This window comes from Ensifer sp. ENS02 (assembly GCF_014851885.1).
In the GTDB taxonomy this organism is placed as follows: domain Bacteria; phylum Pseudomonadota; class Alphaproteobacteria; order Rhizobiales; family Rhizobiaceae; genus Ensifer; species Ensifer adhaerens.
In genome coordinates this window covers 201,139-227,310 of sequence record NZ_JACVAO010000008.1, presented here as the reverse complement: position 1 = coordinate 227,310, position 26,172 = coordinate 201,139, and the positions used below count along the sequence as shown (strand labels likewise).

Genomic DNA, 26,172 nt, shown 5'->3' with positions numbered 1-26,172 from the left:
GCCGTGCCTATACATCAAGGTCTGCGCGATAACAAGTGCCGCACGGAAGACTCATGGGCAATCCCTTCCTCCGTGTCTGGCGAAAGGGGTCAAGTGTCGTCAAGAGAAAACCAGGCGCCTGCGCGCAAGTCCATCCGCCCGCTCGCCACGCTCCTCCCCTATCTCGCCCGCTACCGCCATCTGGTCGTCGGCGCCGGCATTTCGCTGATCCTCGCTGCCGTGACCACGCTCGCGCTGCCGCTCGCCGTTAGGCGGATGGTCGACAACGGTTTTTCCAGTCCCGACAGCGGCTTCATCAACACCTACTTCTCGATGCTGATGATGCTCGCCATCGTGCTGGCGCTGGCGAGTGCGGCGCGCTACTACTTCGTCATCACGCTCGGCGAGCGCATCGTTGCCGACTTGAGGCGCAATGTCTTCGATCGCGTCACCCGCCTTTCCGCCTCCTTCTTCGACGTCAACCAGTCCGGCGAGATCGTCTCGCGGCTGACCGCCGACACGACGCAGGTAAAATCCGCGGTCGGCGCCACGGCCTCGGTCGCGCTGCGCAACCTGATCCTGTGTCTCGGCGCCATCGGCATGATGGTCTATACCAGCCCCAAGCTGTCGAGCCTGGTGCTGATCGCGATCCCGATCATCGTCTTCCCGCTCGTCGGCTTCGGCCGTTCCGTCCGCCGCCGCTCGCGCCAGGCGCAGGACACGCTCGCTGCCGCCTCGGCTTATGCCGGCGAGGCGATTGCCGCATCGCGCACAGTCCAGGCCTTCAATGGCGAAGGGCTTGCCAACAGCCACTTCGGAGCCGCCGTCGAGGATGCCTATGGCGCGGCGCGCGCCGCGATCAAGGCGCGCTCGGTGCTGACCGCTTTCGCCATCACCATGGTGTTCGGCAGCGTTGTCGCCGTGCTCTGGTTCGGCGCGCACGACGTGCTCTCGGGCAATCTCTCCGCCGGTACGCTCAGCCAGTTCCTGCTCTACTCGGTCTTTGCCGCGGGCAGCCTCGGTTCGCTCTCGGAAGTCTGGGGCGAACTCTCGCAGGCAGCGGGTGCTGCCGAGCGGCTGAACGAGCTTCTGACCGAAGTCCCCGAGATCCAGGCGCCGGAAAATCCCGTCGCCATGCCGGTCCCGGCGACCGGCGCCATCGCCTTCGACGACGTTCATTTCGCCTACCCGTCGCGACCCGACTACAAGAGCCTCAACGGCCTCAGCTTCAACATCGCGCCCGGCGAGACTGTTGCGATCGTCGGACCGTCCGGCGCCGGCAAGAGCACTGTGTTCTCCATGCTGCTTCGCTTCTACGACCCTGCCAAGGGCGCGGTGCGCGTTGATGGCGTCGACATTCGCACCGTCGATCCGAAGGATCTGCGCGACCGCATTGCGATCGTGCCGCAGGATGTGACGATGTTCGCCTCGTCCGTGCATGACAACATCGCCTTCGGCATGCCGAATGCCAGCCGCGAGGCGGTGCGTGCCGCCGCCGTCGCCGCGCAGGCGGACGATTTCATCAACAGGCTCGACAAGGGCTACGACACCTATGTCGGCGAACGTGGCGTTACACTTTCCGGCGGCCAGCGCCAGCGCATCGCCATCGCCCGCGCCATCCTCAAGAACGCGCCGGTGCTGCTTCTCGACGAAGCAACCTCGGCCCTCGACGCCGAGAGCGAGACGCTGGTTCAAAAGGCGCTCGACGGCCTGCTGCACGAGCGTTCGACCATCATCATCGCCCATCGGCTGGCGACCGTGCTGAAGGCAGATCGTATCCTGGTGCTGGATCATGGCCGTATTGTCGAGGAAGGAACCCACGCCTCCCTCATCCGCCAGGGCGGGCTTTACGCCAAGCTTGCGCGGCTGCAGTTCAACCATGGCGCAGAGGCCCTGTTCGTCAACGTGCAGAGCTAAACGCACCGCACGGCGCGAAAAGCGTCCTCCGATTTGCCGTAAAGCGGTTGCCGACGGGAGGCCGAGCCCTATTGTTAGGGGGCCGGCCGAGGAGGCCGGCATCGCTTTCTGCTGAATTGATCGGGAGGACTACCGCATGGCATTTTCGCACCTGACCCGGCGTGCCGCTCTGGCGCTGGGCCTGATGGCGCTGACGGCGCTGCCCCTTGGCTCGACGGCACTGGCCCAGGACTTCCCCGACCGGCCGATAACGCTCGTCGTTCCCTTTGCCGCCGGCGGTTCCACCGACGTGGTTGCCCGCATCGTCGCGCAGAAAATGTCGGAGGACCTCGGCCAACAGGTGATCGTCCAGAACGTTGCCGGCGCCGGTGGCAATCTCGGCGCAGACAATGTCGCCCGCGCCGATCCGGACGGCTATACGATCCTGATGGGCACGGTCGCCACCCACGCGCTCAATCCGCTGATCCTGAAGACCAAGCCCTACGATCCCGAAAAGGATTTCGCGCCGATCTCCCTGCTCGTCGTCGTGCCCAACGTGCTCGTCGTCAATCCGGAACTCCCGGCCAAGGACGTTGCGGAACTGCTGGCACTCCTGAAGGCCAAGCCCGACGAGTACAGCTATGCGTCTTCCGGCAACGGCACGCCGCTGCACCTCTCCGGCGAACTCTTCAAGAAGATGGCCGGCGTCAGCATGCAGCACATCCCCTACAAGGGCGCAGGCCCGGCGCTGAACGATGTCATCGGCAACCAGGTGCCGATCATGTTCGACAACCTCCCCTCCTCCTCCAGCCACATCAAGGCGGGAACGCTGAGGGCGCTTGCGGTGACCACGGCGGAACGGGCACCGTCCTTCCCGGATGTGCCGACAGTCGCCGAGGCCGGCATTCCGGGCTACGAGACCTACACCTGGAATGCGCTCTTTGCCCCGGCCAACACGCCTCAGCCGGTCGTCGTCCGCCTCAACGAGGCGGCCAACAAGGCGCTGAAGGATCCCGCTGTCGTCGAGCGCATGAAGGAATTCAGCGCCACGATTGTCGGCTCGACGCCGGAAGAGCTGGAAGCCCATGTGAAAGCCGAATTGGCGAAGTGGACGCCGGTCGTTCGTGACGCCAATGTGCAGATGGATTGACGATCAGAACGAGCGGGGCCCCTCATCCGACTGCCGCCACCTTCTCCCCGCAGGCGGGGAGAAGGGACTTGTGGCGCGGTCCGTGCGTATGCGCCAGCACATACGATGTTACTCGGTTGCCTGAACCTCGATGTACCGCGCCGCCTCGGCGGCGATTACACGTGAGGGTATCGTTGCACAATCGACCGTCACCTCCCCGCTTGACGAGAAGAGGGCTAGGATGAGGGGCAAATACGCGGCAAGGAGCCATCACACCCCGGCAGCACCCCGCCCCGCGGCCCGGCCGGAAAAGATGCAGCCGCCGAGGAACGTGCCTTCGAGTGCGTTGTAGCCATGCATGCCGCCCCCGCCGAAGCCGGCGACTTCGCCGGCAGCGTAGAGACCGGGCACCGGCTCGCCCGATTGCTCCAACACCTGGCCTGACAGGTTGGTTTGAAGCCCGCCCAGCGTCTTGCGCGTCAGGATATGCAGCCGAACGGCAATCAGTGGGCCGGCCTTGGGATCGAGCAGCCGATGCGGTTTGGCCGTGCGCAGCAGCCGGTCGCCGCGATAGGCGCGCGCACCGCGGATCGCGGTCACCTGCGCGTCCTTGGAGAATGCGTTGGTAATTTCCCGGTCGCGCGCCTCGATCTGCTGCCGCAAGTGCTCCAGTGACAGCCGGTTCTCACCGCTCAGCGCATTCATCGCCGGCACCAGGTCTTCGAGACGGTCGCGCACGATGAAATCCTCGCCCTTGTCCATGAACGCCTGGACCGGCCCCGGCGGGTTCTTGCCGAGCCGCTTTAACAGAAGGGCGATGCTCTTGCCGGTGAGATCGGGATTCTGCTCCGAACCGGAAAGCGCGAACTCCTTTTTGATGATCGCCCGCGTCAGCACGAACCAGCTGTAATCATGACCGCTGTCGCGGATTGCCTTCAACGTGCCGAGCGTATCGAAGCCGGGCATGGCCGGCGCCGGAAAACGATTGCCGTCGGCGTCGCACCAGAAGGACGAAGGCCCCGGCAGGATGCGGATGCCATGGTCCGGCCAGATCGGATCGAAGTTCTTCAACCCCTCCGTATAGTGCCACATGCGATCCGCATTGATGACCGCGCCGCGCGCCTGGCTGGCGATCTCCAGCATGCGCCCGTCGACATGGTGGGGCACGCCCGCGACCATCGTCGCCGGCGGCTGGCCGAGCCGCTTGCGCGGCCAGTTGCGGCGCACCAGATCATGGTTTCCGCCGATACCGCCTGACGTGACGACGATCGCGCCCGCCGAAATCTCGAAATCGCCGACGATGTCGCGGGAGCTGCGCTCACCGCGCCCGACCGGATCGTCCTTGAGCAGCGCACCGCGCGCACCCGTCACGCGGCCGTCGGTGGTCACAAGTTCATCCACCCGATGGCGGAAGCGGAAGCGCACGAGACCACGACTTTCCGCCTCGCGCGTCAACCGGATGAACGGTTCGAGCACCGCCGGGCCGGTACCCCACGTGACGTGAAAGCGCGGCACCGAATTGCCGTGCCCGTGGGCGAGCCCACCGCCGCGCTCCGCCCAGCCGACCACGGGAAACCAGCGCATGCCGAGCGAGTGCAGCCAGGAGCGCTTCTCGCCCGCGGCAAAGTCGAGATAGGCTTCGGCCCAGAGCCGTGGCCAGTGATCCTCCGGACGGTCGAACTGCGAGGAGCCCACCCAGTCCTGCCCGGCAAGCTCGCGGGTGTCGCGGATGCCCATGCGGCGCTGTTCAGGGCTGTCGACAAAGAACAGGCCGCCAAGCGACCAGAAGGCCTGTCCGCCAAGATTCTGTTCCCCTTCCTGGTCGAGCACGATGACCCTGCGGCCGAGTGCCGCCGCCTCCGCTGCGGCGACAAGGCCGGCAAGCCCCGCGCCGATAACCAAAACGTCGCAATCCATGAAATGCTCTCCCCCTCGCATCCCATCCGGCCCCCCACGCACTGACACGCAAAGGCCGCCGCAGCCATCTGAATGGCTGCAGAAATTGTTACGCGTACGTCAAGGTCAATTCAAGCGTCAGGCTGCGTCGCCCGACGACGGGATACGCGGAGAGCGAATTCTATTTCTCGGTCAGCTTGAGCTCGATGCGGCGGTTCTGCGCCCGCGCCTCAGGGGTTTCACCCGGTGCAATCGGCTGGTACTCGCCAAAGCCCGCAGCCACTAGCCGATCTGCTGGCACGCCTTTCGAGATCAGGAACTTGACCACGGAGGTCGCACGCGCCGACGAAAGCTCCCAGTTGTCGGCGAAGCGCCCGGCGCCTGAAAGCTGCACATTGTCCGTGTGGCCGTCGACGCGCAGCACCCAGTTGATTTCGGCGGGGATTTCCTTGGCGAGGTCGAGCAGCGCGGTGGCGAGCTTGGCCATTTCCGCCTGCCCCTCCGGATTGAGGTCGTTGCCACCAGAGGGAAACAGCACCTCCGACTGGAAGACGAAGCGGTCGCCGACGATGCGGATGTTCTCGCGGTCGGAGAGAATTTCCCGGAGGCGTCCGAAGAAGTCCGAGCGGTAGCGGTTGAGTTCCTGCACCCGCTGGGCAAGCGCCACGTTCAGCCGGCGTCCGAGATCGGCGATCTTGGTCTGCGACTGCTGGTCCTTGGCTTCCGACGCCTGAAGCGCGACTTCGATGGCGGCGATCTGGCTGCGGAGCGCGGCGATCTGCTGGTTCAGCAGCTCGATCTGGCTCATGGCTCGGGCGCTGACTTCACGCTCGGTCTCAAGCTCAGAGCCGAGACGGCCGATCTTCTGGTTGGCGGCGTCCGTGCTCCCGGCGCCCTGGTCGAGCAGGGCCTGCAGCCGTGAGCGTTCGCCTTCGGACGTGGCGAGCGACGCCTGCAGATTGGCAAGCGAATCCTCGAGATCCTGCTTGCCGCTCTTTTCGAGCGCCAGAAGCTGGGTGAGTTCGTTGATCTGGCTGTTCAGCCGCGTCAGCACCTCGTCCTTGCCGCTGATTTCGCGACTGAGCAGAAACTGTGCAAGGACGAAGACGGTCAGCAGGAACATGATCGACAGCAGCAGCGTCGACAGTGCGTCGACGAAGCCCGGCCAATAGTCGATCGTGCGCTGAGAGCGGCCTTTTCGGGCAAGCGCCATGGATTACTCTCCTCCGGCCTCTTCCACGCGCGCCTTGGCCGACACGGCCGGCTTGTCATGCGCAGGCGACCGGTCGGAGATGCCGACCCGCGATGCCAGCTTGTCGAGCGTCTTGCGCATCGCCTTGGCTTCGTCCTGCTGAGCCTCGATCCAATCCCGCAGCATCTGCTGTTCGCCGCGCATGTTCTTGACCAGCCCTTGAATGCCTTCGGCGAGGCTTGCCATGGCCGCGGTCGTGCGCTGGTTCGCGCCGCCCTCATGGTTGAGGCGGACGAGCTGGTCGGTGAGCCTCTTCAGCTCCTCGACCGGCGCGCCGGCGGGCAGATCGAGCGCCGGCGAAAGTTCCGAGCCGACGTCCGTCACGGAGGAGAGCCAGTTTTCAAGCTCGGTGTAGAAGCGGTTCTGCGCGCGCCCGGCCTGCAGATCGAGAAAGCCGAGGATCAGCGAACCGGAAAGGCCGAAAAGCGACGTCGAAAACGCCGTGCCCATGCCGGTGAGCGGTGCCGACAGGCCATTCTTCAGCGCCGAGAGGATGTCTTCCGTCGTTCCCGATCCGGCATCCAGAGACTGGATGACCGTGTTGATCGAGCCGATCGTTCCAAGAAGGCCCCAGAAGGTGCCGAGCAGGCCGAGAAACACCAGAAGCCCGGTCAGGTAACGCGAAATGTCGCGCGATTCGTCGAGGCGGGTGGCGATGGAATCGAGGATCGACCGCAGCGCCGTGGTCGAGATCGCCGTCTGGCGACCGCCGATCAGCGCCCGCATCGGCGCAAGCAGCACCGGATCGCGCCCGACCTTGTCGGCGCTTCCGGCGGCACGAAACGAGTTGAACCAGCGCACCTCGGGGCGCAAGCCCAGCACGTGGTTGAAGACGAGCAGGATGCCGATCAGAAGGACACCGAGGATCAGGCCGTTGAGGCCCGGATTGGCGAGAAAGGCGTTTTGGGCCTGACGGAAGAGGATTGCACCCACGAAGCCGACGATGATCAGAAAGACCACCATCGTCCAGAAATAGTGCATGGGGCTCGAGAGCTTGTGCGGGTTGTAGCCGTCTTCCATACCTTCCCGACCGTTCCACCCGGACAGATGCAGTTTCGTCATGGGTATGAGTATCTCCCGCTTCACTTGACGGAACGGCGCCGCGCCGGCCCGGAGCCTATCGCATAATTCCTGAAACCGAAATCGATTCAAGGGCCAATTTGTGTATGCAGCCGGGATCACGCCACGGCCTGCAGGTCGCCAGCTAGGCACAGGCCTGTGGCGGTGTCGTGTTGCACCGCCCAGCTTCGCGCCAAAAACAAAGCCTCCGATGCGGGATGCGCATCGGAGGCTTCGGAACGAACGGGATTGCGACTTACTTCGTCGGCACCGGGCGGTGAACGACTTCCGTCAGCGCCTTGACGATGTATTCGTTGCCGCAGATGACCGAACCGTCATCGACCGGGCGGGCGCCGCCGTTGATATCGTGCGTCCAACCACCGGCTTCGCGAATGAGAAGCACACCGGCAGCAATATCCCAAGCGGCAAGGTCGCGCTCCCAGTAGCCGTCGAAACGGCCGGCAGCGACATAGGCAAGATCGAGCGCAGCCGAGCCCATGCGGCGGATACCTGCAACTTCGCCCATCACATGGCGCAGTTCGATCAGGTACTTGCCGTGGTTGCCGCGGCCAAGATGCGGCGTGCCGGTGGCGATGACGGCATCGGAAAGATGCTTGCGTGCAGCGACGCGCAGACGACGGTCGTTGAGGAAGGCGCCACCGCCGCGCTCGGCCGTGTAGAGTTCATCGGTTGCCGGGTTGAAGACGACAGCGCCGACGATCTCGCCCTGGCGCTCCAGTGCGATCGAAACGGCGAAATGCGGAATGCCGTGCAGGAAGTTGGTGGTGCCGTCGAGCGGATCGACGATCCAGCGGTGCGCACCGTCGGTGCCGATGATCTCTTCGCCTTCCTCGCCGAGGAAGCCATAGGTCGGGCGAGCCTTCAGGAGTTCTTCGCGAATGAGCTTTTCGGCCTTACGATCGGCCTGCGAAACATAGTCGCCCGGTCCCTTGAGCGAGACCTGCAGGTTCTGGACTTCGCCGAAATCGCGGGACAACGACTTGCCCGCCTTGAAGGCGGCCTGAACCATGACATTGAGAAGTGCTGAACGGGCCATCTGGCGATCCCTTGAAAAACGAAGGCCGATCGAACGCGTTCGATCGGACGTTGAACCTGCTTGACGAAACACAGGCGCATTACTGGCCTCAAGGGCAAGCTGCAAACCGTGCTCCGTCGTCAAAAAACCGAGTGAAGTCTCACTCCGCTCGCGCATTGCTGCCACTGTCATGGCGCCACGAGCAAAACCGCGGCCTCAGAACCACAAAAGCCCCGCGAGTTCAAGCGAAATAGCATTTTTGCCGGCCGGCGGCGACGGGATTCCCCCTCGCTCAGCTCCGGCGATACCTGTTGGCCGCACTCAGCGCCTGCTTCTGCTGCTCTTCATTGAGACCGAGGTAGAAGTCCTCGAGCGCATCGTCCTTGAGACCGGCACGGCGTGACAGCACATACCATTTCGCCGCCTCGACCGGGTTGGGCCTCGTGCCGATGGCATTGACATAGAGATGCGAGAGACGGTTCTGCGCCACCACGTTGCCGCCCTCGGCCGCCCGGCGCATCCAGCCGAAGCCGTCCTCCAGGTTCCGATCACCGGCAATGCCTTCGATCATCCAGATCGCGATGTCCAACTGGGCGGTATCGAAGCCCGCCCGCGCCGCACGGATCAGCCATTCGCGGGCACGCGCCCGCTTGCTTTCCTCGATGCCGTCGACATTGACCAGGATCTGCGACAACGCATATTGCGCGTCGGCAATGCCCTGTTCGGCCGACTTCTCGTAATAGGGCATCGCCAGCTTCAATCCCTTCGGCCCGGGATTGTCGGCAACGAGCGTCTGGCCGTAATTGAACTGTGCCGAGCCATTGCCGAGATCGGCCGCCTTCTTCATCAGCTCTTCGGACTTTTTCCGGTCACGCTTGGCATAGCGCCCTTCCATCAGGATCAGGGCATATTTGAACATCGCCGCCGGGTCGCCTTTTTCTGCCGCCTGGCCATACCAGAAGGCAGCCTGCTGCGGGTTGCGCACGACGCCAAGCCCCTGCTGCAGGATTTCGGCAATGAGCGTCTGTGCCGCAGGATCGCCGAGCTGCGCCCGTGGCAGCGCCAGATCCATCGCGGTCAGGTAATAGCCGCGCTGAAACGCGCCGTAGGCGTCGTCGACCTTGCCGGCGAAGGGTTTTTCGGCCGGCAGCGCCGGCAATTCGGCGCCCATGCGATCAAAGACACCCACGCCTCCAGATGGCGCCGTGCCGTCCGCCGGCTTCTTGTCCGAAGCCGCGTTCGACTTGTCGCCAGTCTCGGCTCCTTCGGGCATCGCAGCGCCGTTGAAGGGCGTGATGCGGCCACGCTTTTCGACGCCGGCATCGTCGCTTGCGGACGGCTTCTCCTGCGCATGCGCCGGCAGCGCCAGGGCAACGGCCAGGGCGACAAGGGAAAGACCTCGACTCAATCTGGAAGACGGACGGTTCAACATCGAAACGTCTTAATCTTCAAACCGTGGCGCTTTTTCGTCAAGCAACGCGTTGACCGCGGCAACGACGGAGGGCGCCTGTCCTGGCTCACCGAAGACGGCCAGACGAAGCGCCACGAACTCGGCACCGGTCTCCGCCACTGCAAGCGCCGATTGCGGATCGGTGCCGCCCATGACGATGCACGGGATCTCGATCATCGACGCCCACCATTCGGCAAGCGCGAGGTTCTTCGAATGCGCCTCCGGCTTGATGTCGCCGTCGGTCCTGCCGAAGAACACGTAGTCCGGGCGCACTTCGCCGATCTCCAGCGCATGGTGGCGGTCGGCCGCGTTGCCGCCGCCGACGATCAGCTTCGGCGTGTGCTTCTCGACCGCCTCACCGAGCACTTCGGCATTGCCGGAAACATGCAGGCCATCCGCCTTGGCGCGACCGGCAACGCGCGAGTCGCCCGCGATCAGCGCTGCGGCGCCCGCCTCCTGGATGACCGGCACCAGGCGCTCGGCATGCTTCTGGAACTCGCTATCGTCGAGCCCGTATTGCGGCACGATCACCGAGGCGACGTCGCCACCCTTGAGCGCGTCGGCGAGCACCTTGGCACGTTCCGCCGCATCGGGCATGTCGGGCGCGATCAGCACCAGGCGGCAGCGTTCTGTTGTCATGCTCAGATATCCATTTCCGGCTGTGCCGCGTAAGCCGCGAAACCAGCGCTCGATTTCATTTCCGAAAACCGATAGACGGAGACTGCAAAAGGATCAACAGCCACCCATGCTTCCGGATCTCGACTTCTACCTTATCGCCATCCCGGCCGTTCTGCTTGTCGGCCTCAGCAAGGGCGGCATGGGGGAAGCACTTTCGCTCATGGGTGTACCGATCTTGTCGATGGCGGTGTCGCCCGTCCAGGCCGCCGCCCTTCTCCTGCCGATCCTGATCGCGATGGATCTTGTATCGCTCTGGATGTGGCGCAAGCATGGCGACCGCAAGACCCTTTTCATGCTTTTGCCCGGCGCCATTGCCGGCATCGTCATCGGCTGGGCAACCTCCGCCTATGTCTCGCGTGACCTGCTCCGCCTGATCATCGGCCTGATCACCGTGCTCTTCGTGCTTCGCTACGTCTACAACATCTGGCGCATGCGCCTCGGCATCACCATCGCGCCGAAGACGCAGCGGGCCGGGCCGGCAGCGCTTTGGGGCTCGTTCGCCGGCTATGGCAGCTTCGTTGCGCATGCCGGCGGCCCGCCGTTCCAGATCTACGCGCTGCCACTGCAGCTCGACCCACGTGAATATACGGGCACGATCGTGCGCTTCTTCGCGATCCTGAACGCGGTGAAGCTCATTCCCTATTTCGCGCTCGGGCAACTCGACCTCAGCAACCTGAAAATCTCGGCGACACTCTTTCCGCTGGCGATCGTCGCGACCGTGTGCGGCGCCTTTATCGTTCGCCGCATGAAGCCGCAGATCTTCTACCCCTTCATGTATAGCATGGCATTCATCGCGGGCTCGAAGCTGCTCTGGGACGGTATCGTCGGCCTCGCTGCGGGCGGCTGAGCCGCCACCCAAGTATTACGGAAATATTGCAAAGCAAAATTAGCGTTTCGCACCGCACAAAATTCTTGCTGCCTTGCAAAAATTCCCCTAACGTCCGCCCATGACGATCGCGGACCCTTTCGATGCCATTGCGGACCCGAACCGGCGCCACCTGCTGGAGGAATTGCGGCGCGCGCCGAAAACCGTGAACGAGCTGGCCGAAGGCTTGCCGATCAGCCGTCCGGCCGTATCGCAGCACCTGAAAGCCTTGCTGGACTGCAATTTGGTCTCGGTCTCGGCGAGCGGCACGCGGCGGATCTATGCGATCAACCGGCCGGGGTTTGACCGCCTCAACCTCTGGCTCGACCAGTTCTGGTCTTGAGCTTGGAAGCGACGACCCGGAAAACAAGAGGACCGGGCGTCAAGCCCGGCCCGAAATTCCATATATTCCACTGTGGGGGATTGGTTCTAAACCTTGTTGCGCCTACTCAGAGGGGAGATGGCGCTTCCCGATGGTTCTGGGAAATACCGTTGATAATCAGTGAGTCGAGGAGCGAAGCCTTTCGATTTCGTCCTTGATGCGCAGCTTCCTTCGCTTGATATCGGTAATCAGTTCGTCTTCCACGGACGGCTGATTCATCGCTACGTGGAGCTCCTGCTCCAGGGCGCCATGTTTTTTCTCAAGCGTTGCAAGATGAGCCTCAACAGTCATTTGGCAGTCCCTTCCTTTTGCTTGCATCCGGCACGCAAATGCCGGATGTTTCATGGTTGTAACCTTACTACTGTGCCATGCCATTTTTCATTTGTCGAAGGCGAAATGATGACGAGGGATAACTTCCCGTTACCGCCCAAGATGTGATAGAGCGGCGCATGAAATTCCGGTTCGAGGAGGACTTCGCAACCGGGCTGATGGGGATCGCTTTGCATGCCGGACCAGGACCAGGCCGAACTCAGACTGACCGCCGCGCGGCTGAGGCAGGAACATGAAGACTATGATGCTGCCATCAACGCCATGATCGAGACCGGCTGCGACGCGCTCAGAGTGCAGCGCATGAAGAAGAAGAAGCTGGCGATCAAGGACAAGATCAGCAAGATCGAAGACCAGATCATTCCCGATATCATCGCCTGAACGCGGAACAGGACAGACGTGATCGACACCACGACCCCACCCGTCGCCATCATCATGGGAAGCCAGTCGGACTGGGAGACGATGAAGAACGCCGCCGATACGCTCGACGCGCTCGACATTCCCTATGAGGCACGCATCGTTTCGGCCCATCGCACGCCCGATCGGCTTGTCAGCTTCGCCAAGGGCGCTCGCGACGAGGGCTTCAAGGTGATCATCGCCGGTGCCGGAGGTGCAGCGCATCTGCCCGGCATGTGCGCCTCGATGACGCCGCTGCCGGTCTTCGGCGTCCCCGTCCAGTCGAAGGCGCTTTCCGGCCAGGACAGCCTGCTGTCGATTGTCCAGATGCCGGCCGGCATCCCGGTCGGAACGCTGGCGATCGGCCGCGCCGGTGCGGTCAACGCAGCCCTCCTTGCCGCAGCCGTCCTTGCGCTTGGCGACGAGGACCTCGCCGACCGGCTCGACGACTGGCGCGAACAGCAGACCATTGCCGTTGCCGAGTATCCGGTGGACGAGGCATGACCACCATCGGCATTATCGGCGGCGGCCAGCTCGGCCGCATGCTGGCGATGGCAGCCGCCCGACTGAACTTCCGCACGGTCATCCTCGAGCCGCAGGTCGACTGTCCGGCTGCCCAGGTCGCAAACGACCAGATCGTCGCTGCCTATGACGACGAAGCCGCGCTCGGAAAGCTTGCTGAAGTCAGCGACATCATCACCTACGAATTCGAGAACGTTCCGGTCGCGGCTGCCGAGCGACTGGCGGCAAAACGCCCCGTCTTCCCGCCACCGAAAGCGCTGGAAGTCGCGCAGGACCGCCTCACCGAGAAGCGCTTCATCAACGGCTGCGGCATTGCCACGGCGCGCTTCCATGCCGTCGACAGCCAGGCCGATCTGGAAGCGGCACTTGCGGATTTCGGCGGGACCGGCGTGCTGAAAACCCGTCGCCTCGGCTATGACGGCAAGGGACAGCGCGTCTTCCGCTCGACGGCAGACAGCCCGGCGGGCGCTTTCGCAGCACTCGGCGGCGTACCGCTGATCCTCGAAAGCTTCGTGCCCTTCGAGCGCGAAATCTCGATCATCGCCGCCCGCGCACCCGATGGCGCCGTTGCCTGTTTCGATCCGGCGGAAAACGTGCATCGCAACGGCATCCTCCATACCTCGACGGTCCCGGCAGAGATCGGTGCTGCGACCGGCGCAGCGGCACGGGTTGCAGCCAAGGCGATCCTCGATGCGCTCGGCTATGTCGGCGTCATCGGCGTCGAGTTCTTTGTGCTCGCCGACGGCAGCCTGATCGTCAACGAGATGGCGCCCCGCGTGCACAATTCCGGCCACTGGACGGAAGCTGCCTGCGTCGTCTCGCAGTTCGAGCAGCATATCCGTGCCGTCGCCGGACTGCCGCTCGGCAATCCGCGTCGCCATTCGGACTGCGTCATGCAGAACCTGATCGGCGACGACCTCGACACGGTCCCCACATGGCTTGCCGAGGATGACGTGCTGGTGCACCTCTACGGCAAGACCGAGGCCCGCGCCGGCCGCAAAATGGGCCACGTCACGCGGCTCGTCCGCGGCTGAGGACCATAGAAATGCGGGGCAAGACACCAAAATGGGGCGTCTTGTGGTTGACACACCAGGGGTGACACGGTATTTGCCATCCCACCTTAAAGGAGCGCGCTCACGGGCGCGCTTTTGATTGTTAGAGATACCGGGCGAATTTTCATTCCCCGAAACCTGCGGATCAGGAAAATGAAGATCAAGAATTCGCTCAAGTCGCTCAAGACCCGCCACCGCGAAAACCGTCTGGTTCGTCGCAAGGGCCGCATCTATATCATCAACAAGTCCAACCCGCGCTTCAAGGCTCGTCAGGGCTGAGACCCGACAGGGGACTTGGGGACAGCGCTCAAGCGATGTCCCAGAATTGATTTTGAAGTTATTCCGTGGCGAGCTAACATGCTCGCCATGCGAGTTTTTATACCCTTGATTCTGGCGTGTTCCGCCCTGCTCGCCACCTCCACGGGAGCTGGCAATGTTTCCTTCGCGGCGGAAGCCTCGACCCAACCGGAAGCAACCAGCCTCACCACCCCGAAGCAGCGCCTCGACACCCTGTTCGCCGACCTGAAAAAGGAACGCGACCCCGACAAGGCACGCGAGCTCTCCAACCAGATCCGCATCGAGTGGCAGGATTCCGGCAGCGCCACCGTCAACCTGCTGATGCAATGGGCCGACAAGGCGATCACCGACAACAAGCAGCCGGCCGCTCTCGATATCCTCGACCAGGTTATCGCCCTTGCACCCAATTATGTCGAAGGCTGGAACCGCCGCGCGACACTGCATTACGCGATGGGCAACTACCGGAAATCCATGTCGGACATCAATCGCGTGCTGTCGATCGAGCCCCGCCACTTTGGCGCACTTGCCGGCATGGCGGCAATCCTCGGCGCCTCCGGCAAGGATGAGCTTGCCATGCGTGCCTGGGAACAGTTCCTGGACATTTATCCCGCCGATCGCAAGGCGCAGGAACAACTGGGCGAACTTGCCGAGAAACTCGCCGGCAGCAAGACCTGACAACGCGCGTTCCAGTCGATTGCCAAGCCCGCCAACGCCCATCCCCTCCGACAGGACGTCGCTTCTGAAGATCGCGACAGCCGCGCGCCATTTCATCGAACCGATCTGGATGGAATGGCATCGTCACGCCGGCGCGGACCGCCCCACGATCGCCTCGCAAGGCACCTGCGGCCGCACGAGCCTGTTCCTGCAGCGCGTCTTGAGCACCCAAGGCTTCAGCGCCGACTGGGTCTGCGGAACGCCGCGCAGCGGGCCGTTGGAGCCTGAAATCGGACCGTTCGGCTTCAACTGCGGGAAGAGCTGGCAAAGCCACGCCTGGGTCGAATGCGGCGATTTCATCGTCGACATCACAGCCGATCAATTCGGCGCGCCTCCGGTCCTCGTTGTCGATCGCACGGACAACCGCTACAACAAAGGCAACCGGGATGGGGCGCTGCCAGAGTTCGTGCTGGCCCGCCGGCGCGCCGTGGACGACATCTGGCCGCAATGGCAAAGAATAAGTGCCGGTGGCCCCAAGGGTTCGCTTACGCCTTGAAAGCCGGGCGCCGGAAGACAAATAGAGACTATGTTCCCAGTTGCGCTCCTGTCCCTTGCACTGATACTCGCCGGCGTCGCCTACAGCCTCTGGCACGCGCGTAGCTTCGCCCGGCGCTTTCCCAATGTCGGCGAACTGATCGACATCGGCGGCTACCGCATGAACAGCGCGCACCTGCCCGCCGGCGGACAAGCCGACCTCTTGCCCGTCGTCTTCATCCATGGCGCCAGCGGCAACCTGCTCGACCAGCTGCATGCCTTCGCACCGGCCCTTGACGGCCGCGCCGAGATGCTGTTCGTCGATCGCCCGGGACACGGCTACTCGGAGCGCGGCGGACCGGAAAACGACCTGCCGGACGGTCAGGCGGATGCGATCGCAAAGCTGATGGACAGGCGCGGCATCCGTCACGCCGTGATCGTCGGCCACTCCTTCGGCGGCGCGATTGCAGCGAGCTTCGCCCTCAACCACCCGGACAAGACCGCCGGCCTCGTCCTGCTGGCGCCGGCGACCCATCCCTGGCCCGGCGGCATCGACTGGTATTACCGCTTGACGGCCCTGCCCTTCGTCGGCTGGCTCTTCGCCCACACGCTGGTGACGCCGCTCGGGCAGCGGCGCATCGAGGGCGGCACGCACTCGATCTTTTCGCCCAATCCACGGCCGGCCGACTACATCGACAAGACCGGCCCGCATCTGGTGCTGCGTCCCTCGACCTTCCTCAGCAATGCCCGCGACATCGCCAACCTGCACGCCTATCTGACCGCGACCGCGCCGCGCTACCGCGAGATCGCCGCACCGACGGTGATCATCACCGGCGACAGCGATGGCATCGTGCTGGCCGATATCCACTCACGCGGGCTGGCGCGCGATATCCCCGGCGCCGAGTTGCTCTGGATCGGCAATCTCGGCCACAAGCCCGACTATGTGGTCACCGATGTCATCGTCGCCGCGGTGGAGAAGCTGGCCGGCAAGCCCGGGGATCTGGATGCGGCAGTAAAGCGCGCCGAAGAAAGGCTTGCCGCCGCCAAGACACCGTGATCGCGCCAGACCATCCGTTGCGGCCGCACCTCATCTGGCAGCCTTTGTCGGCGCGCCCGTTATCCCGCTAGTTGCCATCATCAACAAAACACGAAACCCCGGGAGCGGATCAGCGCTCCTGGGGTTTCGTTGCAGTCCTAAAAAGAGAGCGGGCGTCAGACGCCGCTCATGCCGTCCGAGCCGATATAGGCGATACGCAGCATGTTGGTCGCGCCGGGGGTACCGAGCGGCACGCCGGCCGAAATGATGATGCGTTCGCCCGGCTTGCCGAAGCCTTCCGAGGCAACGATGCGGCATGCGCGGTTGACCATGTCGTCGAGATCCGTCGCATCCTCGGTAACGACGCAATGCAGACCCCATACGACCGAGAGGCGGCGGGCCGTCTGCACGATCGGCGACAGCGCGATGATCGGCACCTGCGGGCGCTCGCGGGCGGCGCGCAGACCCGTCGTACCCGACGACGTGTAGCAGACGATTGCCGAAAGCCGCAGCGTCTCGGCGATCTGATGGGCAGCGAGCGAAATCGCGTCGGCGCCGGTCGCCTCCGGCGGCGTGCGCTGCGCGTAGATGATGCTCGAATAATGCGGGTCGCGCTCGACGTTGCTGGCGATCGACGCCATGGTCGAAACGGCTTCCACCGGATATTCGCCCGAGGCCGATTCTGCCGAAAGCATGACGGCGTCCGCACCTTCGAAGACGGCCGTCGCGACGTCGGAGACTTCCGCGCGCGTCGGGACCGGAGCCGAAATCATCGATTCCAGCATCTGCGTGGCGACCACTACCGGCTTGCCGGCGCGGCGACATGCGCGCGTCAGCTGCTTCTGCAGGCCCGGCACCGATTCCAGCGGCATCTCGACGCCGAGGTCACCGCGGGCAACCATCAGCGCGTCCGAGAGTTCGATGATCTCGTCGATCCGGTCCAATGCCTGTGGCTTCTCGATCTTCGACATGAGGCCGACGCGGCCGCGGGCGATCTTGCGAACTTCGGCCAGGTCTTCCGGGCGCTGCACGAAGGAGAGCGCCACCCAGTCGAATTCACCGGTCGCCAGAACGGCGTCGAGGTCGGCGCGGTCCTTGTCGGTCAGCACGCCGACGGCAAGCAGCGTGTCGGGCAGGCTGACGCCCTTGCGGTCGGAAATCTTGGTGCCGGCGACAACGGTCGTGACGATGCTCTTGCCGTCGGTCTTCTCGGCCTTGAGGTGCAGCTTGCCGTCGTCGATCAGCAGGCGATGGCCGGGCTTGACCGCTTCGAGGATCTCCGGATGGGGCAGATAGACACGGGTGTTGTCGCCAGGCTCGTCCTTGTTGTCGAGCGTGAAGGTCTGGCCGACCTTGAGATCGACCTTGCCGTCGGCGAACTTGCCGACACGCAGCTTCGGTCCCTGCAGGTCGCCGAGAATGCCGATCGGCCGGCCGCAGCGCGCCTCGACCGCGCGGATGCGCTGCACCAGGGTGCGCATCACCTCGTGGCTCGCGTGGCTCATGTTGATGCGGAACAGATCGGCCCCGGCCTCGTGCAGCTTCTGGATCATCTGCTCGTCCGAAGACGCCGGTCCGAGCGTTGCGAGGATTTTGACTTTTCTGTTCCGCTTCATCAATTCTGGCTTTCCTGCGTGCCGGACGGATCCGAAAGCTGAACCATCCAGCTTCCCTGCCGTCCCGTGTCGTACTCTTTGAATCCCATGCGCTGGAAGCCGCGGGCGAAGCAGTCCTGCACGCCCGTGATTTTAAATTCGTTCTCGGCAACGCACATGTTGACGTCACCGGTCCAGCGGCCGCCACGGGCCGCATCTTCCGCGTAAAGATAATAATATCGTGACTGAAGCTCGCCCTCGATCAGGGTCGCGCAGGTGTTGGCAGGCACCTGCCACCAGCCTTCCGTCATCCAGCCGTCCTTGGCCCGGTAGCCGATGGCTACGCCGACCAGTGTCTGGGTGCCGTTGCACACACGGAAGTCGGCGCGTGCGTCGCTGGCGAAAAGAAATGAGCTTGATGTTGCCAGGAGAAACAGGAGGATGCCTCCCAGTGTCGTCAGCCCCGGCTTCGCTTTGGAAAAAGGATATCTGGACACGGTTTCCGATGGAACTCCGTTTTGATTTGCGTGGCACTTTCTTGCGACGGGCAGCCCCGAAAGTCAACGCAACTCTAATCGATTACAATCGGTAAATTGCTTTCGGATTTCGATAAACAGTTGCGTTTTTCTTGCGATTGACGCCCTCGCGTGCGATCAGCGAGACGGGACGCTGAAACGGACTGGAACGGCATGCAACACTATTCTCCCTATGAGATTATCGAAGCCAAGCCCACAACCGGGCTCGTGCTCCTTGCCGATCACGCGATGAACCGGCTGCCTGCCGAGTATGGCAGTCTCGGCCTTCCCGCCGCGGCCTTCGAGCGGCACATCGCCTATGATATCGGTGTCGAAGCGCTCGTGCGGCGCCTGTCGGCGATGCTCGATGCGCCGGCCGTTCTCGGCTGCTTCTCGCGCTTGCTGATCGATCCCAATCGCGGCGAGGACGACCCGACGCTGATCATGCGGATTTCCGACGGAGCGATCATTCCGGGAAACCATCCCATCACCGAGAAGGAGTGGGAAAACCGGCTGAACCGGTTCCATCGTCCCTATCACCGCGCCGTCTCCGAGACGATCGGCCGAAGCGCCGAGGCGCAGGGCGCAGCACCACTGGTCATCTCCATCCATTCCTACACGCCGGCCTGGAAGGGCGTCGCCCGTCCCTGGCACGCCGCCGTCCTCTGGGACAGCGACGGCCGCGCCGTTCGGCCACTGATCGACAGGCTCGAGGCACCGGGCGATATCGTCGTCGGCAACAATGAACCCTATGACGGCGCGTTGCGCGGCGATACCATGTTCCGGCACTGCATGGTGCCGGGCATTGCGCATGCCCTGATCGAGGTGCGGCAGGATCTGATCGCCGACGCTGAAGGCGTTGCCGCCTGGGCCGAGCGGCTGGCGCCGATCCTGGCAAGCCTCAACGCCATGCCCGAACTGCATCGGTACGAGCGGCACATCTCTCGCACCGGCGCCTATGATGAAGAGGACGAGCGACCATGACCGAACTGACCCCGGAGCAACAGATCGCCTTCGAGGCCGCCGCCTTTCGCCGGCTGGTCAACCATCTGCGCGAGCACAGCGATGTCCAGAACATCGACCTGATGAACCTCGCCGGCTTCTGCCGCAACTGCCTGTCCAACTGGTATCGCGAAGCCGCCGAACAGGCGGGCGTTCCGCTTGCCAAGGAGGAATCGCGCGAGATCATCTACGGCATGCCCTACGAGGAATGGCGCGAGCGCAACCAGAGGGAAGCATCCGCAGAACAAAAGGCGGCGTTCGAGCTCAACCGGCCCAAAGCTGAGTGAGGAAAGGCGTGTGCGGGTTTCCGCGGCATTCCACTCTAACTCGTAAGCCGCTTGAAAATGATGGCTGGATCGAGCCGACGCAAACCGTCGTGATCAAAGGAATAAGGGTCGTTTCGCCCGCCTCTGCCACGGAAATGACCGCGTTGTTGCGCAATCACCCTTGACCTTGGCGGCCGTTCGCGGCACGTCACGGCACCCAAGAAATTCTATTCCCCCTATCAAGGAGAAGACCATGTCGGATGCTCACGGCGTCGCACGCGATCAGCTTCGTGCTTTCATCGAACGGATCGAACGCCTGGAAGAAGAAAAGAAGACCATCGCCGACGACATCAAGGACGTCTATGGCGAAGCCAAGTCCACAGGTTTCGACGCCAAGATCCTGCGCAAGGTCATTTCGATCCGCAAGCAGGACCACGACGAGCGCATGGAACAGGAAGCGATCCTCGACACCTACCTCCAGGCGCTCGGCATGGTGCCGGCAGCCGACGAGGAATAAGCAAGCCTTTTTGAAGGCCGCCTGTCGGCGGCCTTCGCCTTCCGCGCGTGAACGCCGGCAGCAGAGGCTCTCAATGCAGCCGGGAGCCGAAATGCCGGGAGCCGACATAAGGCAGAATATAGATACGAAAAAGCCCGCCAGGTCGGCGGGCTTTTTCGTGTCTAGGGTTTGGTGGAAGCTCAGTTGGTGCTGAACTTCTTCACTTCCATGAAGTTGACGGCATTGCCGCTGAACCGGGCCGTGTCGACGTTTGGTCCGGCGCTGCTGGAGAAGCCGGCAGCATAGACCGTCGTCGGAGCAGTACGCAGTGACTTGCTGACGAAGCGCGGCGCCTTCACCGGCTTGGAAAGCGTTGCGACGCGGCCGGTCGAAAGCGCCCATTCGGAAATGATCTTCTGGGTCAGCTTCGGCTCGGCGCGCACCGACGAGCGGGTCGCGGCATCGGCGTCGTTCTTCTTCGGTCGGCCGCCCTTGGCCGGAGCTTCCGCCTGCGTGTCGAAGGCGCTGTCGAAGATCGCGGCGCGCGCATTTGTACCCGACTGCGGCGCATAGGCTGCCATCTCGATCGGCTGCGGCTGGGCAACCGGCTGACGTTCAGCTGGCGTCGGCTGGGCAAGCGCGACACGGGTCTTGGCTTCGGCCGCCACGTCGCGCGGCGGTTCGGCGGATGCCACGACCGGGCGCTCCGCGAAGGAGGGGATCACGACCTGTGCATCGGCAACGGCGGCAAGCGCCGCGTCACCCGCGGGCCGCACGGCCGGAACCGGCACGAAACCGAGCGCCTGCATGTCCGGCTCGGCATCGGCGGATGCGACGAGCGTGTTCATGTCGCGGCGGTCAAGCATTTGCGGCACAGGAACCTTCATCGAGCCGAGGTCGGCAAACTCGCTCGGCATTTCCGAGGTTGGCGGCAGGGCGGCAGCAAGGGCTTCCTGCGCCGGGTTCTTCTCCGGCGCCACCAGGGCGACGGCTACGCCACCATCGGCAGGCGCTTGCTTGAAGGCAGGCCGCACCGCCGGGACCGGCGCATTGATGTTCTGTTCGGCAGCAACCGTCGGCTCGGCGGCGACAGAACCGGCGACGCCGGGCAGCGCTTCCTGAGCGGCGGGCGCGGCAGCCGTCTGTACCTTGGCAGCAGGAGCTGCGCCACCTTCATCGTCGGCACCAGGGCCGGCTGCGATTGCCGAGGGTTCTTCATCCTCGTCACCGCCGCCGCCAAAGAGCATGGCGAACAGGTTGCCGCGGCGCTTGCCGCTCGCCGTATCGCCCGGGCCCGTATCGCCGCCGCCAGCGACCTGGATCGCCGACGCGCCGACGCGACGCTTGTAGTCGGCAACCGCCTGGTCATAACCCGGAAGCGGCTTGCCGTCGGACGGCAGATGCATGGTCTTGCCGTCGGGGAAGAGGCGCGCCAATTCGGCACGGCTCATGCGCGGCCAGGCGCGAACGCCACCGACATCCATATGGACGAAAGGCGAGCCGGAAGTCGGGTAGTAACCGACGCCGCCCACCTGGAATTTCACGCCGATTTCACGCAGCGTCTTCAGCTTCACATCCGGCAGATAGAAGTCCATCGCCTTGCCGAGCATGTGCTGGCTCTTCTTGGCGACGCCCTTCGAACGCGAACGCAGCATGCCGTTGGTCGCCGGCGAACGATAGGCCGAAACGACGTGGATGTAATCGCGCGATCCGCTCTTCTGGTAGACTTCCCAGACGAGATCGAGCAGGCGCGGGTCCATCTTCGTCGGCTCGTTGCGACGCCAGTCGCGCAGGAAACGGTTGATTTCCTGCAGACCCTTGGCGTCGTAGCGGCCATTGCGCTTGAAGGTGATCTGCGCCTTTTCCTGAGTATGAATGAAATAGAGCTTCAGTGTCCGGGTCTGGCCTGCGGCCTCCACGGGAGGAGCAAAACCAGGCGTAACGAGGGCAGCCGCAAGAGCAACGGATGTCAGAACCTGCGGCACCCGGCGGGTGACCGCCGCGCAGACTCTCGCTAAGGAGCCGAGCGGCTTCTTAAAACCGAACAAATTTGGCATTCAATCCCCGTCCGACGGACAACCGTGCTTCGCTGTCTCAGATGACTGTCAAATAAGGTGACAGCATGGCAAATTTGCCACAGTCGTCACCGCCCCTTATAATATAGTGAATACTTCACTAACAAGGTCTAAACGGCGGTGACTGAATAGCACGGCTAATGAATCGTGAATGCGTCGATTTTATGCCGCCTCTCTCAAAGGGTTATCGGGATCGATGCCATAATCCTTCAGCTTGCGGTAGAGGGTAGACCGGCCGATACCGAGCTTTCGGGCCACCTGACTCATCTGGCCGCGGTAGAATTTCAGCGCAAAACGAATCAATTCCTCCTCGACTTCGGCAAGCTTGCGCACGTCTCCGCCCTCGTCGACGCTGGCGATCGCATTCTCCATGCGCGGGTCGCTGGAGGTTTCCGCCTCCATGGATTTCGCCGCACTCGCGAAGTCTGGATAGACGCTTGATGCCGTCTCGCCGCCAGCCGGCGCCCGCTCCGGTCCGCCCTCGCCCCAGGAGAAGCCCGAACGATCGGAAACCACGTAGCCGGGTATCTGAGTGGCGATCTGCGGGAAATCCTTCACCGTCAGTTCGTTGCCCTCGGCAAGCACGACGGCGCGGAAGATCGCGTTCTCGAGCTGGCGAATGTTGCCCGGCCAATCATAGGCGGTCAGAAGCGCGAGCGCACCGCTCGATACCGTCAGCGGCTGGTTCAGCCGCTGCTCGGTGGCGAAGCGCTCGACGAAGGAGCGCACCAGCACCGGGATATCTTCCTTGCGTCGGCGAAGCGCCGGAATGGTGATCGGGAAAACATTGAGGCGGTAGTAGAGATCCTCGCGGAACCGCCCTTCGCGCACTTCGTTGATCAGATCCTTGTTGGTGGCCGAGATCAGCCGCACGTTCACCTTCTGCGGATGGCGCGCGCCGATCGTCTCGACCTCGCCCTGCTGAACCGCGCGCAGCAGCTTCACCTGAACCTCGAGCGGCAAGTCGCCAATCTCGTCGAGGAACAGGGTTCCTCCGTCCGCATCGACGAACTTGCCGGTGTGCTTTTCGGTCGCGCCGGTAAAGGCACCCTTTTCGTGACCGAAGAGAATGCTCTCGACCAGATTGTGCGGGATGGCGCCACAGTTGACGGTGATGAAGGGCTTGCCGACCCTGTCGCTTGCCGACTGGATGGCGCGCGCCACCATTTCCTTGCCGACGCCGGATTCGCCCTCGAGCACGATCGGGATGTTGGACTGCGCGGCGCGGCGCGCAAGGTCGATCACCCGGATCATCGCGGGGCTTGCCGAGACGATATCGTCGAAGCCGACGGCGCCACCGCGCGGACGGCGCGAGGTTTTGACCTTGCCGTCACGGCTTGCCATTTTCAGCGCATTGCTGATGGCCACGGACAGCCGTTCCGGAGAGACCGGCTTGACCAGGAAGTCGAAGGCGCCGGCCTGCATCGCGTGCACCACGGTCTCGATGCCGCCCTGTCCGGTCTGGACGATGACCGGCGTGTCGACGCCGCGCTCGGCCAGCGCTTCGAGGAAGCCGTGGCCGTTCATTTCCGGCATCAGGAGATCGAGAAGGATGACATTGATCATGCCGCCCTTGCGCTCCAGCAGTTCCAGACCGCTGCGGCCGTTATCGGCGAGATGCGCCACATGACCGAGACGCTCGATCATGTTCGTCAGCAACCGGCGCTGCACCGGATCGTCATCAATGACCAGAATGTGTGATGTCACGGAAGCCTCCTGCTCTGGACACGCGGTACTCTTTGGCCAACCTCATGTGCCAAATCACGTCAGGCATCTGTGCCATAAAGGGCTGAACATCATGTTTTGAGAAATGCTTGCATTTTATCCATTGCCGGCGATAGCAATGGGGCCCATATCGCTGCCTCTTCCTGTCACGAACGAGAGAAATCCGACGATGACCTTCCGCCCCTTCGCCCCCGAGCAATTTGTTGTCCGCGCCGCCGCCGGCCAGAGCCATGGCGCCGCTGCCGACCTCGGTGATCTGCCCTCCTGGCGGCTGGAGGATCTTTATGCCTCCGCTTCCTCGGATGCGTTTCGCAACGATATGAAGAAGGCCGATGCCGACGCGATCGCCTTCGAGACCAAGTGGAAGGGCAAGCTGGCCGAAGCGGCGACGAAGAGCGGCGAAGCCGGCATCGGCGCTGCCGTGCGGGAATTCGAAGCGCTCGAAGACATCATGGGCCGCATCGCGTCGTTTGCGGGCCTCACCTATTTTTCGGACACGTCCAAGCCGGAGAATGGCAAGCTTTACGGCGATGTGCAGTCGAAGCTCACCGACATGTCGGCGCATCTCCTGTTCTTCTCCCTGGAGCTGAACCGGATCGACGACGCGATCCTCGACAAGGCACTCGAAACAGACGCGCTCGCCGCCCATTACAAGCCCTGGCTGACCGACCTGCGCATGGACAAGCCCTATCAGCTCGACGACAAGCTGGAGCAGCTTTTCCTGGAAAAATCGATGACCGGTGCCGCCGCCTTCAACCGGCTGTTCGACGAGACTATGGCAAGCCTCACCTTCACTGTCGACGGTGAAGCGCTGCCGCTCGAGGTCACCCTGAACCTGCTGCAGGACCCGTCGAGCGACGTTCGCAAGAAGGCGGCGATGGCGCTGGCGGAAACCTTCAAGGCCAATATCCGCACCTTCACGCTGATCACCAACACGCTCGCCAAGGACAAGGAAATCTCCGACCGCTGGCGCGGCTTCAAGGATATTGCCGACAGCCGGCATCTGGCCAACCGCGTCGAGCGCGAGGTCGTCGATGCACTCGCCGAAGCGGTCAAGTCCGCCTATCCGCGCCTGTCGCACCGCTACTATTCGCTGAAGGCAAAGTGGCTCGGCATGGAGCAGATGGATTTCTGGGACCGCAACGCGCCGCTGCCGGAAACGCCGAACGCGCTGATCTCCTGGGACGAGGCCAAGGACACGGTGCTCTCCGCCTATAATGCCTTCGCGCCGGAAATGGCTGATATCGCCCGCCGTTTCTTCGACGAGCGCTGGATCGACGCGCCGGTGCGGCCCGGCAAGGCGCCGGGCGCCTTCGCCCACCCGACGGTGCCGTCGGCTCACCCCTATGTGCTCGTCAACTACATGGGCAAGCCGCGCGACGTGATGACGCTCGCCCACGAGCTCGGCCACGGCGTGCACCAGGTGCTTGCCGGCGGACAGGGCGCGTTGATGGCCTCGACGCCGCTGACGCTCGCCGAAACCGCGTCTGTCTTCGGCGAGATGCTGACCTTCCGCGCGCTTCTCGACCAGACGAAGGACAAGCGCGAGCGCAAGGCCATGCTCTCCCAGAAGGTCGAGGACATGATCAACACGGTCGTGCGCCAGATCGCCTTCTACGAGTTCGAGCGCAAGGTGCACACCGCGCGGAAGGAAGGCGAGCTGACGGCCGACGATATCGGTAAGCTGTGGCTGTCGGTGCAGAACGAGAGCCTTGGCCCGGCCATCCGGATTTCCGAAGGCTACGAGACCTACTGGGCCTATATCCCGCACTTCATCCATTCGCCCTTCTACGTCTATGCCTATGCCTTCGGCGACTGCCTGGTGAACTCGCTCTACGCGGTCTACCAGAACGCCGAACAGGGCTTCCAGGACAAGTACTTCGAGCTTCTGAAGGCCGGCGGCACCAAGCACCATTCCGAACTGCTCGCCCCCTTCGGCCTCGATGCCACCGATCCGTCGTTCTGGGCACAGGGACTGTCGATGATCGAAGGGCTCATCGACGAACTCGAAGCGCTTGATAAGGCCTGATCCGGACAAGGGTCCGGATCGCGGCGCGA

At 63.4% G+C, this 26,172-nt stretch carries 25 protein-coding genes and 1 pseudogene; 15 read left to right on the top strand and 11 right to left on the bottom strand.

All coding sequences use genetic code 11. The features are described from left to right. Nucleotides 1–93 precede the first annotated feature (93 nt). Nucleotides 94–1,896, top strand: a complete 1,803-nt coding sequence (locus IB262_RS18605) for an ABC transporter transmembrane domain-containing protein (protein WP_112976706.1) — start codon at nt 94–96, stop codon at nt 1,894–1,896. Between the two features lie 136 nt (nt 1,897–2,032). Next, complete coding sequence (locus IB262_RS18600; RefSeq protein WP_112976707.1) at nt 2,033–3,025, top strand: tripartite tricarboxylate transporter substrate binding protein; 993 nt, start codon at nt 2,033–2,035, stop codon at nt 3,023–3,025. Nucleotides 3,026–3,274: 249 nt separating this feature from the next. On the opposite strand, the gene IB262_RS18595 is transcribed toward IB262_RS18600, so the two are convergent. From IB262_RS18595 to IB262_RS18570, 6 genes are all read right to left on the bottom strand, one after another. Continuing rightward, nucleotides 3,275–4,921, bottom strand: a complete 1,647-nt coding sequence (locus tag IB262_RS18595; protein ID WP_112976708.1) for an FAD-binding dehydrogenase — start codon at nt 4,919–4,921, stop codon at nt 3,275–3,277. Nucleotides 4,922–5,081: 160 nt separating this feature from the next. Continuing rightward, nucleotides 5,082–6,113 carry a peptidoglycan -binding protein gene (locus tag IB262_RS18590; RefSeq protein ID WP_034806136.1) on the bottom strand — a complete coding sequence of 344 codons (1,032 nt, stop codon included), beginning with the start codon at nt 6,111–6,113 and terminating at the stop codon, nt 5,082–5,084. Between the two features lie 3 nt (nt 6,114–6,116). Further along, a complete protein-coding gene (locus tag IB262_RS18585) occupies nt 6,117–7,214 on the bottom strand; it encodes a MotA/TolQ/ExbB proton channel family protein (protein ID WP_034806134.1) in 1,098 nt (365 codons plus the stop codon). 253 nt (nt 7,215–7,467) lie between these two features. Beyond that, nucleotides 7,468–8,268, bottom strand: coding sequence for an inositol monophosphatase family protein (locus tag IB262_RS18580; RefSeq protein WP_034806132.1), 801 nt, complete (start codon nt 8,266–8,268; stop codon nt 7,468–7,470). 271 nt (nt 8,269–8,539) lie between these two features. Continuing rightward, complete coding sequence (locus IB262_RS18575; RefSeq protein ID WP_034806130.1) at nt 8,540–9,679, bottom strand: tetratricopeptide repeat protein; 1,140 nt, start codon at nt 9,677–9,679, stop codon at nt 8,540–8,542. A gap of 9 nt (nt 9,680–9,688) precedes the next feature. Then, a complete protein-coding gene (locus tag IB262_RS18570) occupies nt 9,689–10,336 on the bottom strand; it encodes a thiamine phosphate synthase (RefSeq protein ID WP_060605949.1) in 648 nt (215 codons plus the stop codon). Between the two features lie 106 nt (nt 10,337–10,442). Here IB262_RS18570 and IB262_RS18565 point away from each other — a divergent pair, with 106 nt between their 5' ends. Next, nucleotides 10,443–11,222: a sulfite exporter TauE/SafE family protein gene (locus IB262_RS18565; RefSeq protein ID WP_034806126.1), complete on the top strand. Its 780-nt coding sequence runs from the start codon at nt 10,443–10,445 to the stop codon at nt 11,220–11,222. A gap of 100 nt (nt 11,223–11,322) precedes the next feature. Beyond that, nucleotides 11,323–11,583: a metalloregulator ArsR/SmtB family transcription factor gene (locus IB262_RS18560; RefSeq protein WP_034806124.1), complete on the top strand. Its 261-nt coding sequence runs from the start codon at nt 11,323–11,325 to the stop codon at nt 11,581–11,583. Between the two features lie 156 nt (nt 11,584–11,739). Here the strand turns inward: IB262_RS18560 and IB262_RS18555 are convergent, their stop codons facing one another. Then, nucleotides 11,740–11,913, bottom strand: a complete 174-nt coding sequence (locus tag IB262_RS18555; protein ID WP_034806123.1) for a DUF465 domain-containing protein — start codon at nt 11,911–11,913, stop codon at nt 11,740–11,742. A gap of 213 nt (nt 11,914–12,126) precedes the next feature. On the opposite strand from IB262_RS18555, the gene IB262_RS18550 reads away from it, so the two are divergent. The 7 genes from IB262_RS18550 (at nt 12,127) to IB262_RS18520 (ending at nt 16,461) form a co-directional block, all read left to right on the top strand. Further along, nucleotides 12,127–12,330 (top strand): DUF465 domain-containing protein, encoded by a 204-nt coding sequence (locus IB262_RS18550; protein ID WP_034806122.1) that lies wholly within the window; start codon nt 12,127–12,129, stop codon nt 12,328–12,330. A 54-nt stretch (nt 12,331–12,384) separates the two neighbouring features. Next, nucleotides 12,385–12,849: a 5-(carboxyamino)imidazole ribonucleotide mutase gene (gene purE, locus IB262_RS18545; protein WP_034806641.1), complete on the top strand. Its 465-nt coding sequence runs from the start codon at nt 12,385–12,387 to the stop codon at nt 12,847–12,849. Beyond that, entirely contained in the window at nt 12,846–13,901 is a 1,056-nt protein-coding gene (locus IB262_RS18540; RefSeq protein WP_060581099.1) for a 5-(carboxyamino)imidazole ribonucleotide synthase, read from the top strand. The genes purE and IB262_RS18540 overlap by 4 nt, the downstream gene beginning before the upstream one ends. A 171-nt stretch (nt 13,902–14,072) precedes the next feature. Next, nucleotides 14,073–14,198, top strand: a complete 126-nt coding sequence (gene ykgO / locus IB262_RS18535) for a type B 50S ribosomal protein L36 (RefSeq protein WP_034806120.1) — start codon at nt 14,073–14,075, stop codon at nt 14,196–14,198. A gap of 78 nt (nt 14,199–14,276) precedes the next feature. Next, complete coding sequence (locus tag IB262_RS18530; RefSeq protein WP_034806119.1) at nt 14,277–14,891, top strand: hypothetical protein; 615 nt, start codon at nt 14,277–14,279, stop codon at nt 14,889–14,891. 109 nt (nt 14,892–15,000) lie between these two features. Further along, a complete protein-coding gene (locus IB262_RS18525) occupies nt 15,001–15,426 on the top strand; it encodes a lasso peptide biosynthesis protein (RefSeq protein WP_162728845.1) in 426 nt (141 codons plus the stop codon). Between the two features lie 30 nt (nt 15,427–15,456). Continuing rightward, the gene (locus tag IB262_RS18520) at nt 15,457–16,461 is read left to right on the top strand and encodes an alpha/beta hydrolase (RefSeq protein WP_112976709.1); all 1,005 of its coding nucleotides are present in this window, start codon (nt 15,457–15,459) and stop codon (nt 16,459–16,461) included. A gap of 155 nt (nt 16,462–16,616) precedes the next feature. Here the strand turns inward: IB262_RS18520 and pyk are convergent, their stop codons facing one another. Together pyk and IB262_RS18510 are read right to left on the bottom strand one after the other, a co-directional pair. Continuing rightward, nucleotides 16,617–18,056: a pyruvate kinase gene (pyk, locus tag IB262_RS18515; protein ID WP_112976710.1), complete on the bottom strand. Its 1,440-nt coding sequence runs from the start codon at nt 18,054–18,056 to the stop codon at nt 16,617–16,619. Further along, a pseudogene (locus IB262_RS18510) lies at nt 18,056–18,427 on the bottom strand (DUF1036 domain-containing protein); the annotation flags it as partial. The pseudogene IB262_RS18510 and the gene pyk, both read right to left, overlap by 1 nt. Before the next feature lie 297 nt (nt 18,428–18,724). Between IB262_RS18510 and IB262_RS18505 the strand changes: the two are divergent. The 3 genes from IB262_RS18505 (at nt 18,725) to IB262_RS18495 (ending at nt 20,335) form a co-directional block, all read left to right on the top strand. Continuing rightward, entirely contained in the window at nt 18,725–19,534 is an 810-nt protein-coding gene (locus IB262_RS18505; protein ID WP_112976711.1) for an N-formylglutamate amidohydrolase, read from the top strand. Then, nucleotides 19,531–19,839 carry a DUF1244 domain-containing protein gene (locus IB262_RS18500; protein ID WP_112976712.1) on the top strand — a complete coding sequence of 103 codons (309 nt, stop codon included), beginning with the start codon at nt 19,531–19,533 and terminating at the stop codon, nt 19,837–19,839. The genes IB262_RS18505 and IB262_RS18500 overlap by 4 nt, the downstream gene beginning before the upstream one ends. Nucleotides 19,840–20,071: 232 nt before the next feature. After that, nucleotides 20,072–20,335 (top strand): DUF2312 domain-containing protein, encoded by a 264-nt coding sequence (locus IB262_RS18495; RefSeq protein WP_034806111.1) that lies wholly within the window; start codon nt 20,072–20,074, stop codon nt 20,333–20,335. A gap of 179 nt (nt 20,336–20,514) precedes the next feature. On the opposite strand, the gene IB262_RS18490 is transcribed toward IB262_RS18495, so the two are convergent. Next, nucleotides 20,515–22,371 (bottom strand): DUF882 domain-containing protein, encoded by a 1,857-nt coding sequence (locus tag IB262_RS18490; protein ID WP_034806108.1) that lies wholly within the window; start codon nt 22,369–22,371, stop codon nt 20,515–20,517. Between the two features lie 180 nt (nt 22,372–22,551). Continuing rightward, a complete protein-coding gene (locus tag IB262_RS18485; protein ID WP_192493733.1) occupies nt 22,552–24,096 on the bottom strand; it encodes a sigma-54 dependent transcriptional regulator in 1,545 nt (514 codons plus the stop codon). 187 nt (nt 24,097–24,283) lie between these two features. Here IB262_RS18485 and IB262_RS18480 point away from each other — a divergent pair, with 187 nt between their 5' ends. Further along, nucleotides 24,284–26,143 carry a M3 family oligoendopeptidase gene (locus tag IB262_RS18480; protein WP_089044563.1) on the top strand — a complete coding sequence of 620 codons (1,860 nt, stop codon included), beginning with the start codon at nt 24,284–24,286 and terminating at the stop codon, nt 26,141–26,143. Nucleotides 26,144–26,172 lie beyond the last annotated feature (29 nt).

Excerpts from the sequence above, each read along its gene's own strand:
- IB262_RS18600 (WP_112976707.1), top strand. The coding sequence starts at position 2,033 with ATGGCATTTTCGCACCTGACCCGGCGTGCCGCTCTGGCGCTGGGCCTG.
- IB262_RS18595 (WP_112976708.1), bottom strand. The coding sequence starts at position 4,921 with ATGGATTGCGACGTTTTGGTTATCGGCGCGGGGCTTGCCGGCCTTGTC.
- IB262_RS18590 (WP_034806136.1), bottom strand. The coding sequence starts at position 6,113 with ATGGCGCTTGCCCGAAAAGGCCGCTCTCAGCGCACGATCGACTATTGG.
- IB262_RS18585 (WP_034806134.1), bottom strand. The coding sequence starts at position 7,214 with ATGACGAAACTGCATCTGTCCGGGTGGAACGGTCGGGAAGGTATGGAA.
- IB262_RS18580 (WP_034806132.1), bottom strand. The coding sequence starts at position 8,268 with ATGGCCCGTTCAGCACTTCTCAATGTCATGGTTCAGGCCGCCTTCAAG.
- IB262_RS18575 (WP_034806130.1), bottom strand. The coding sequence starts at position 9,679 with ATGTTGAACCGTCCGTCTTCCAGATTGAGTCGAGGTCTTTCCCTTGTC.
- IB262_RS18570 (WP_060605949.1), bottom strand. The coding sequence starts at position 10,336 with ATGACAACAGAACGCTGCCGCCTGGTGCTGATCGCGCCCGACATGCCC.
- IB262_RS18565 (WP_034806126.1), top strand. The coding sequence starts at position 10,443 with ATGCTTCCGGATCTCGACTTCTACCTTATCGCCATCCCGGCCGTTCTG.
- IB262_RS18560 (WP_034806124.1), top strand. The coding sequence starts at position 11,323 with ATGACGATCGCGGACCCTTTCGATGCCATTGCGGACCCGAACCGGCGC.
- IB262_RS18555 (WP_034806123.1), bottom strand. The coding sequence starts at position 11,913 with ATGACTGTTGAGGCTCATCTTGCAACGCTTGAGAAAAAACATGGCGCC.
- IB262_RS18550 (WP_034806122.1), top strand. The coding sequence starts at position 12,127 with ATGCCGGACCAGGACCAGGCCGAACTCAGACTGACCGCCGCGCGGCTG.
- purE (WP_034806641.1), top strand. The coding sequence starts at position 12,385 with ATGGGAAGCCAGTCGGACTGGGAGACGATGAAGAACGCCGCCGATACG.
- IB262_RS18540 (WP_060581099.1), top strand. The coding sequence starts at position 12,846 with ATGACCACCATCGGCATTATCGGCGGCGGCCAGCTCGGCCGCATGCTG.
- ykgO (WP_034806120.1), top strand. The coding sequence starts at position 14,073 with ATGAAGATCAAGAATTCGCTCAAGTCGCTCAAGACCCGCCACCGCGAA.
- IB262_RS18530 (WP_034806119.1), top strand. The coding sequence starts at position 14,277 with ATGCTCGCCATGCGAGTTTTTATACCCTTGATTCTGGCGTGTTCCGCC.
- IB262_RS18525 (WP_162728845.1), top strand. The coding sequence starts at position 15,001 with ATGGAATGGCATCGTCACGCCGGCGCGGACCGCCCCACGATCGCCTCG.
- IB262_RS18520 (WP_112976709.1), top strand. The coding sequence starts at position 15,457 with ATGTTCCCAGTTGCGCTCCTGTCCCTTGCACTGATACTCGCCGGCGTC.
- pyk (WP_112976710.1), bottom strand. The coding sequence starts at position 18,056 with ATGAAGCGGAACAGAAAAGTCAAAATCCTCGCAACGCTCGGACCGGCG.
- IB262_RS18505 (WP_112976711.1), top strand. The coding sequence starts at position 18,725 with ATGCAACACTATTCTCCCTATGAGATTATCGAAGCCAAGCCCACAACC.
- IB262_RS18500 (WP_112976712.1), top strand. The coding sequence starts at position 19,531 with ATGACCGAACTGACCCCGGAGCAACAGATCGCCTTCGAGGCCGCCGCC.
- IB262_RS18495 (WP_034806111.1), top strand. The coding sequence starts at position 20,072 with ATGTCGGATGCTCACGGCGTCGCACGCGATCAGCTTCGTGCTTTCATC.
- IB262_RS18490 (WP_034806108.1), bottom strand. The coding sequence starts at position 22,371 with ATGCCAAATTTGTTCGGTTTTAAGAAGCCGCTCGGCTCCTTAGCGAGA.
- IB262_RS18480 (WP_089044563.1), top strand. The coding sequence starts at position 24,284 with ATGACCTTCCGCCCCTTCGCCCCCGAGCAATTTGTTGTCCGCGCCGCC.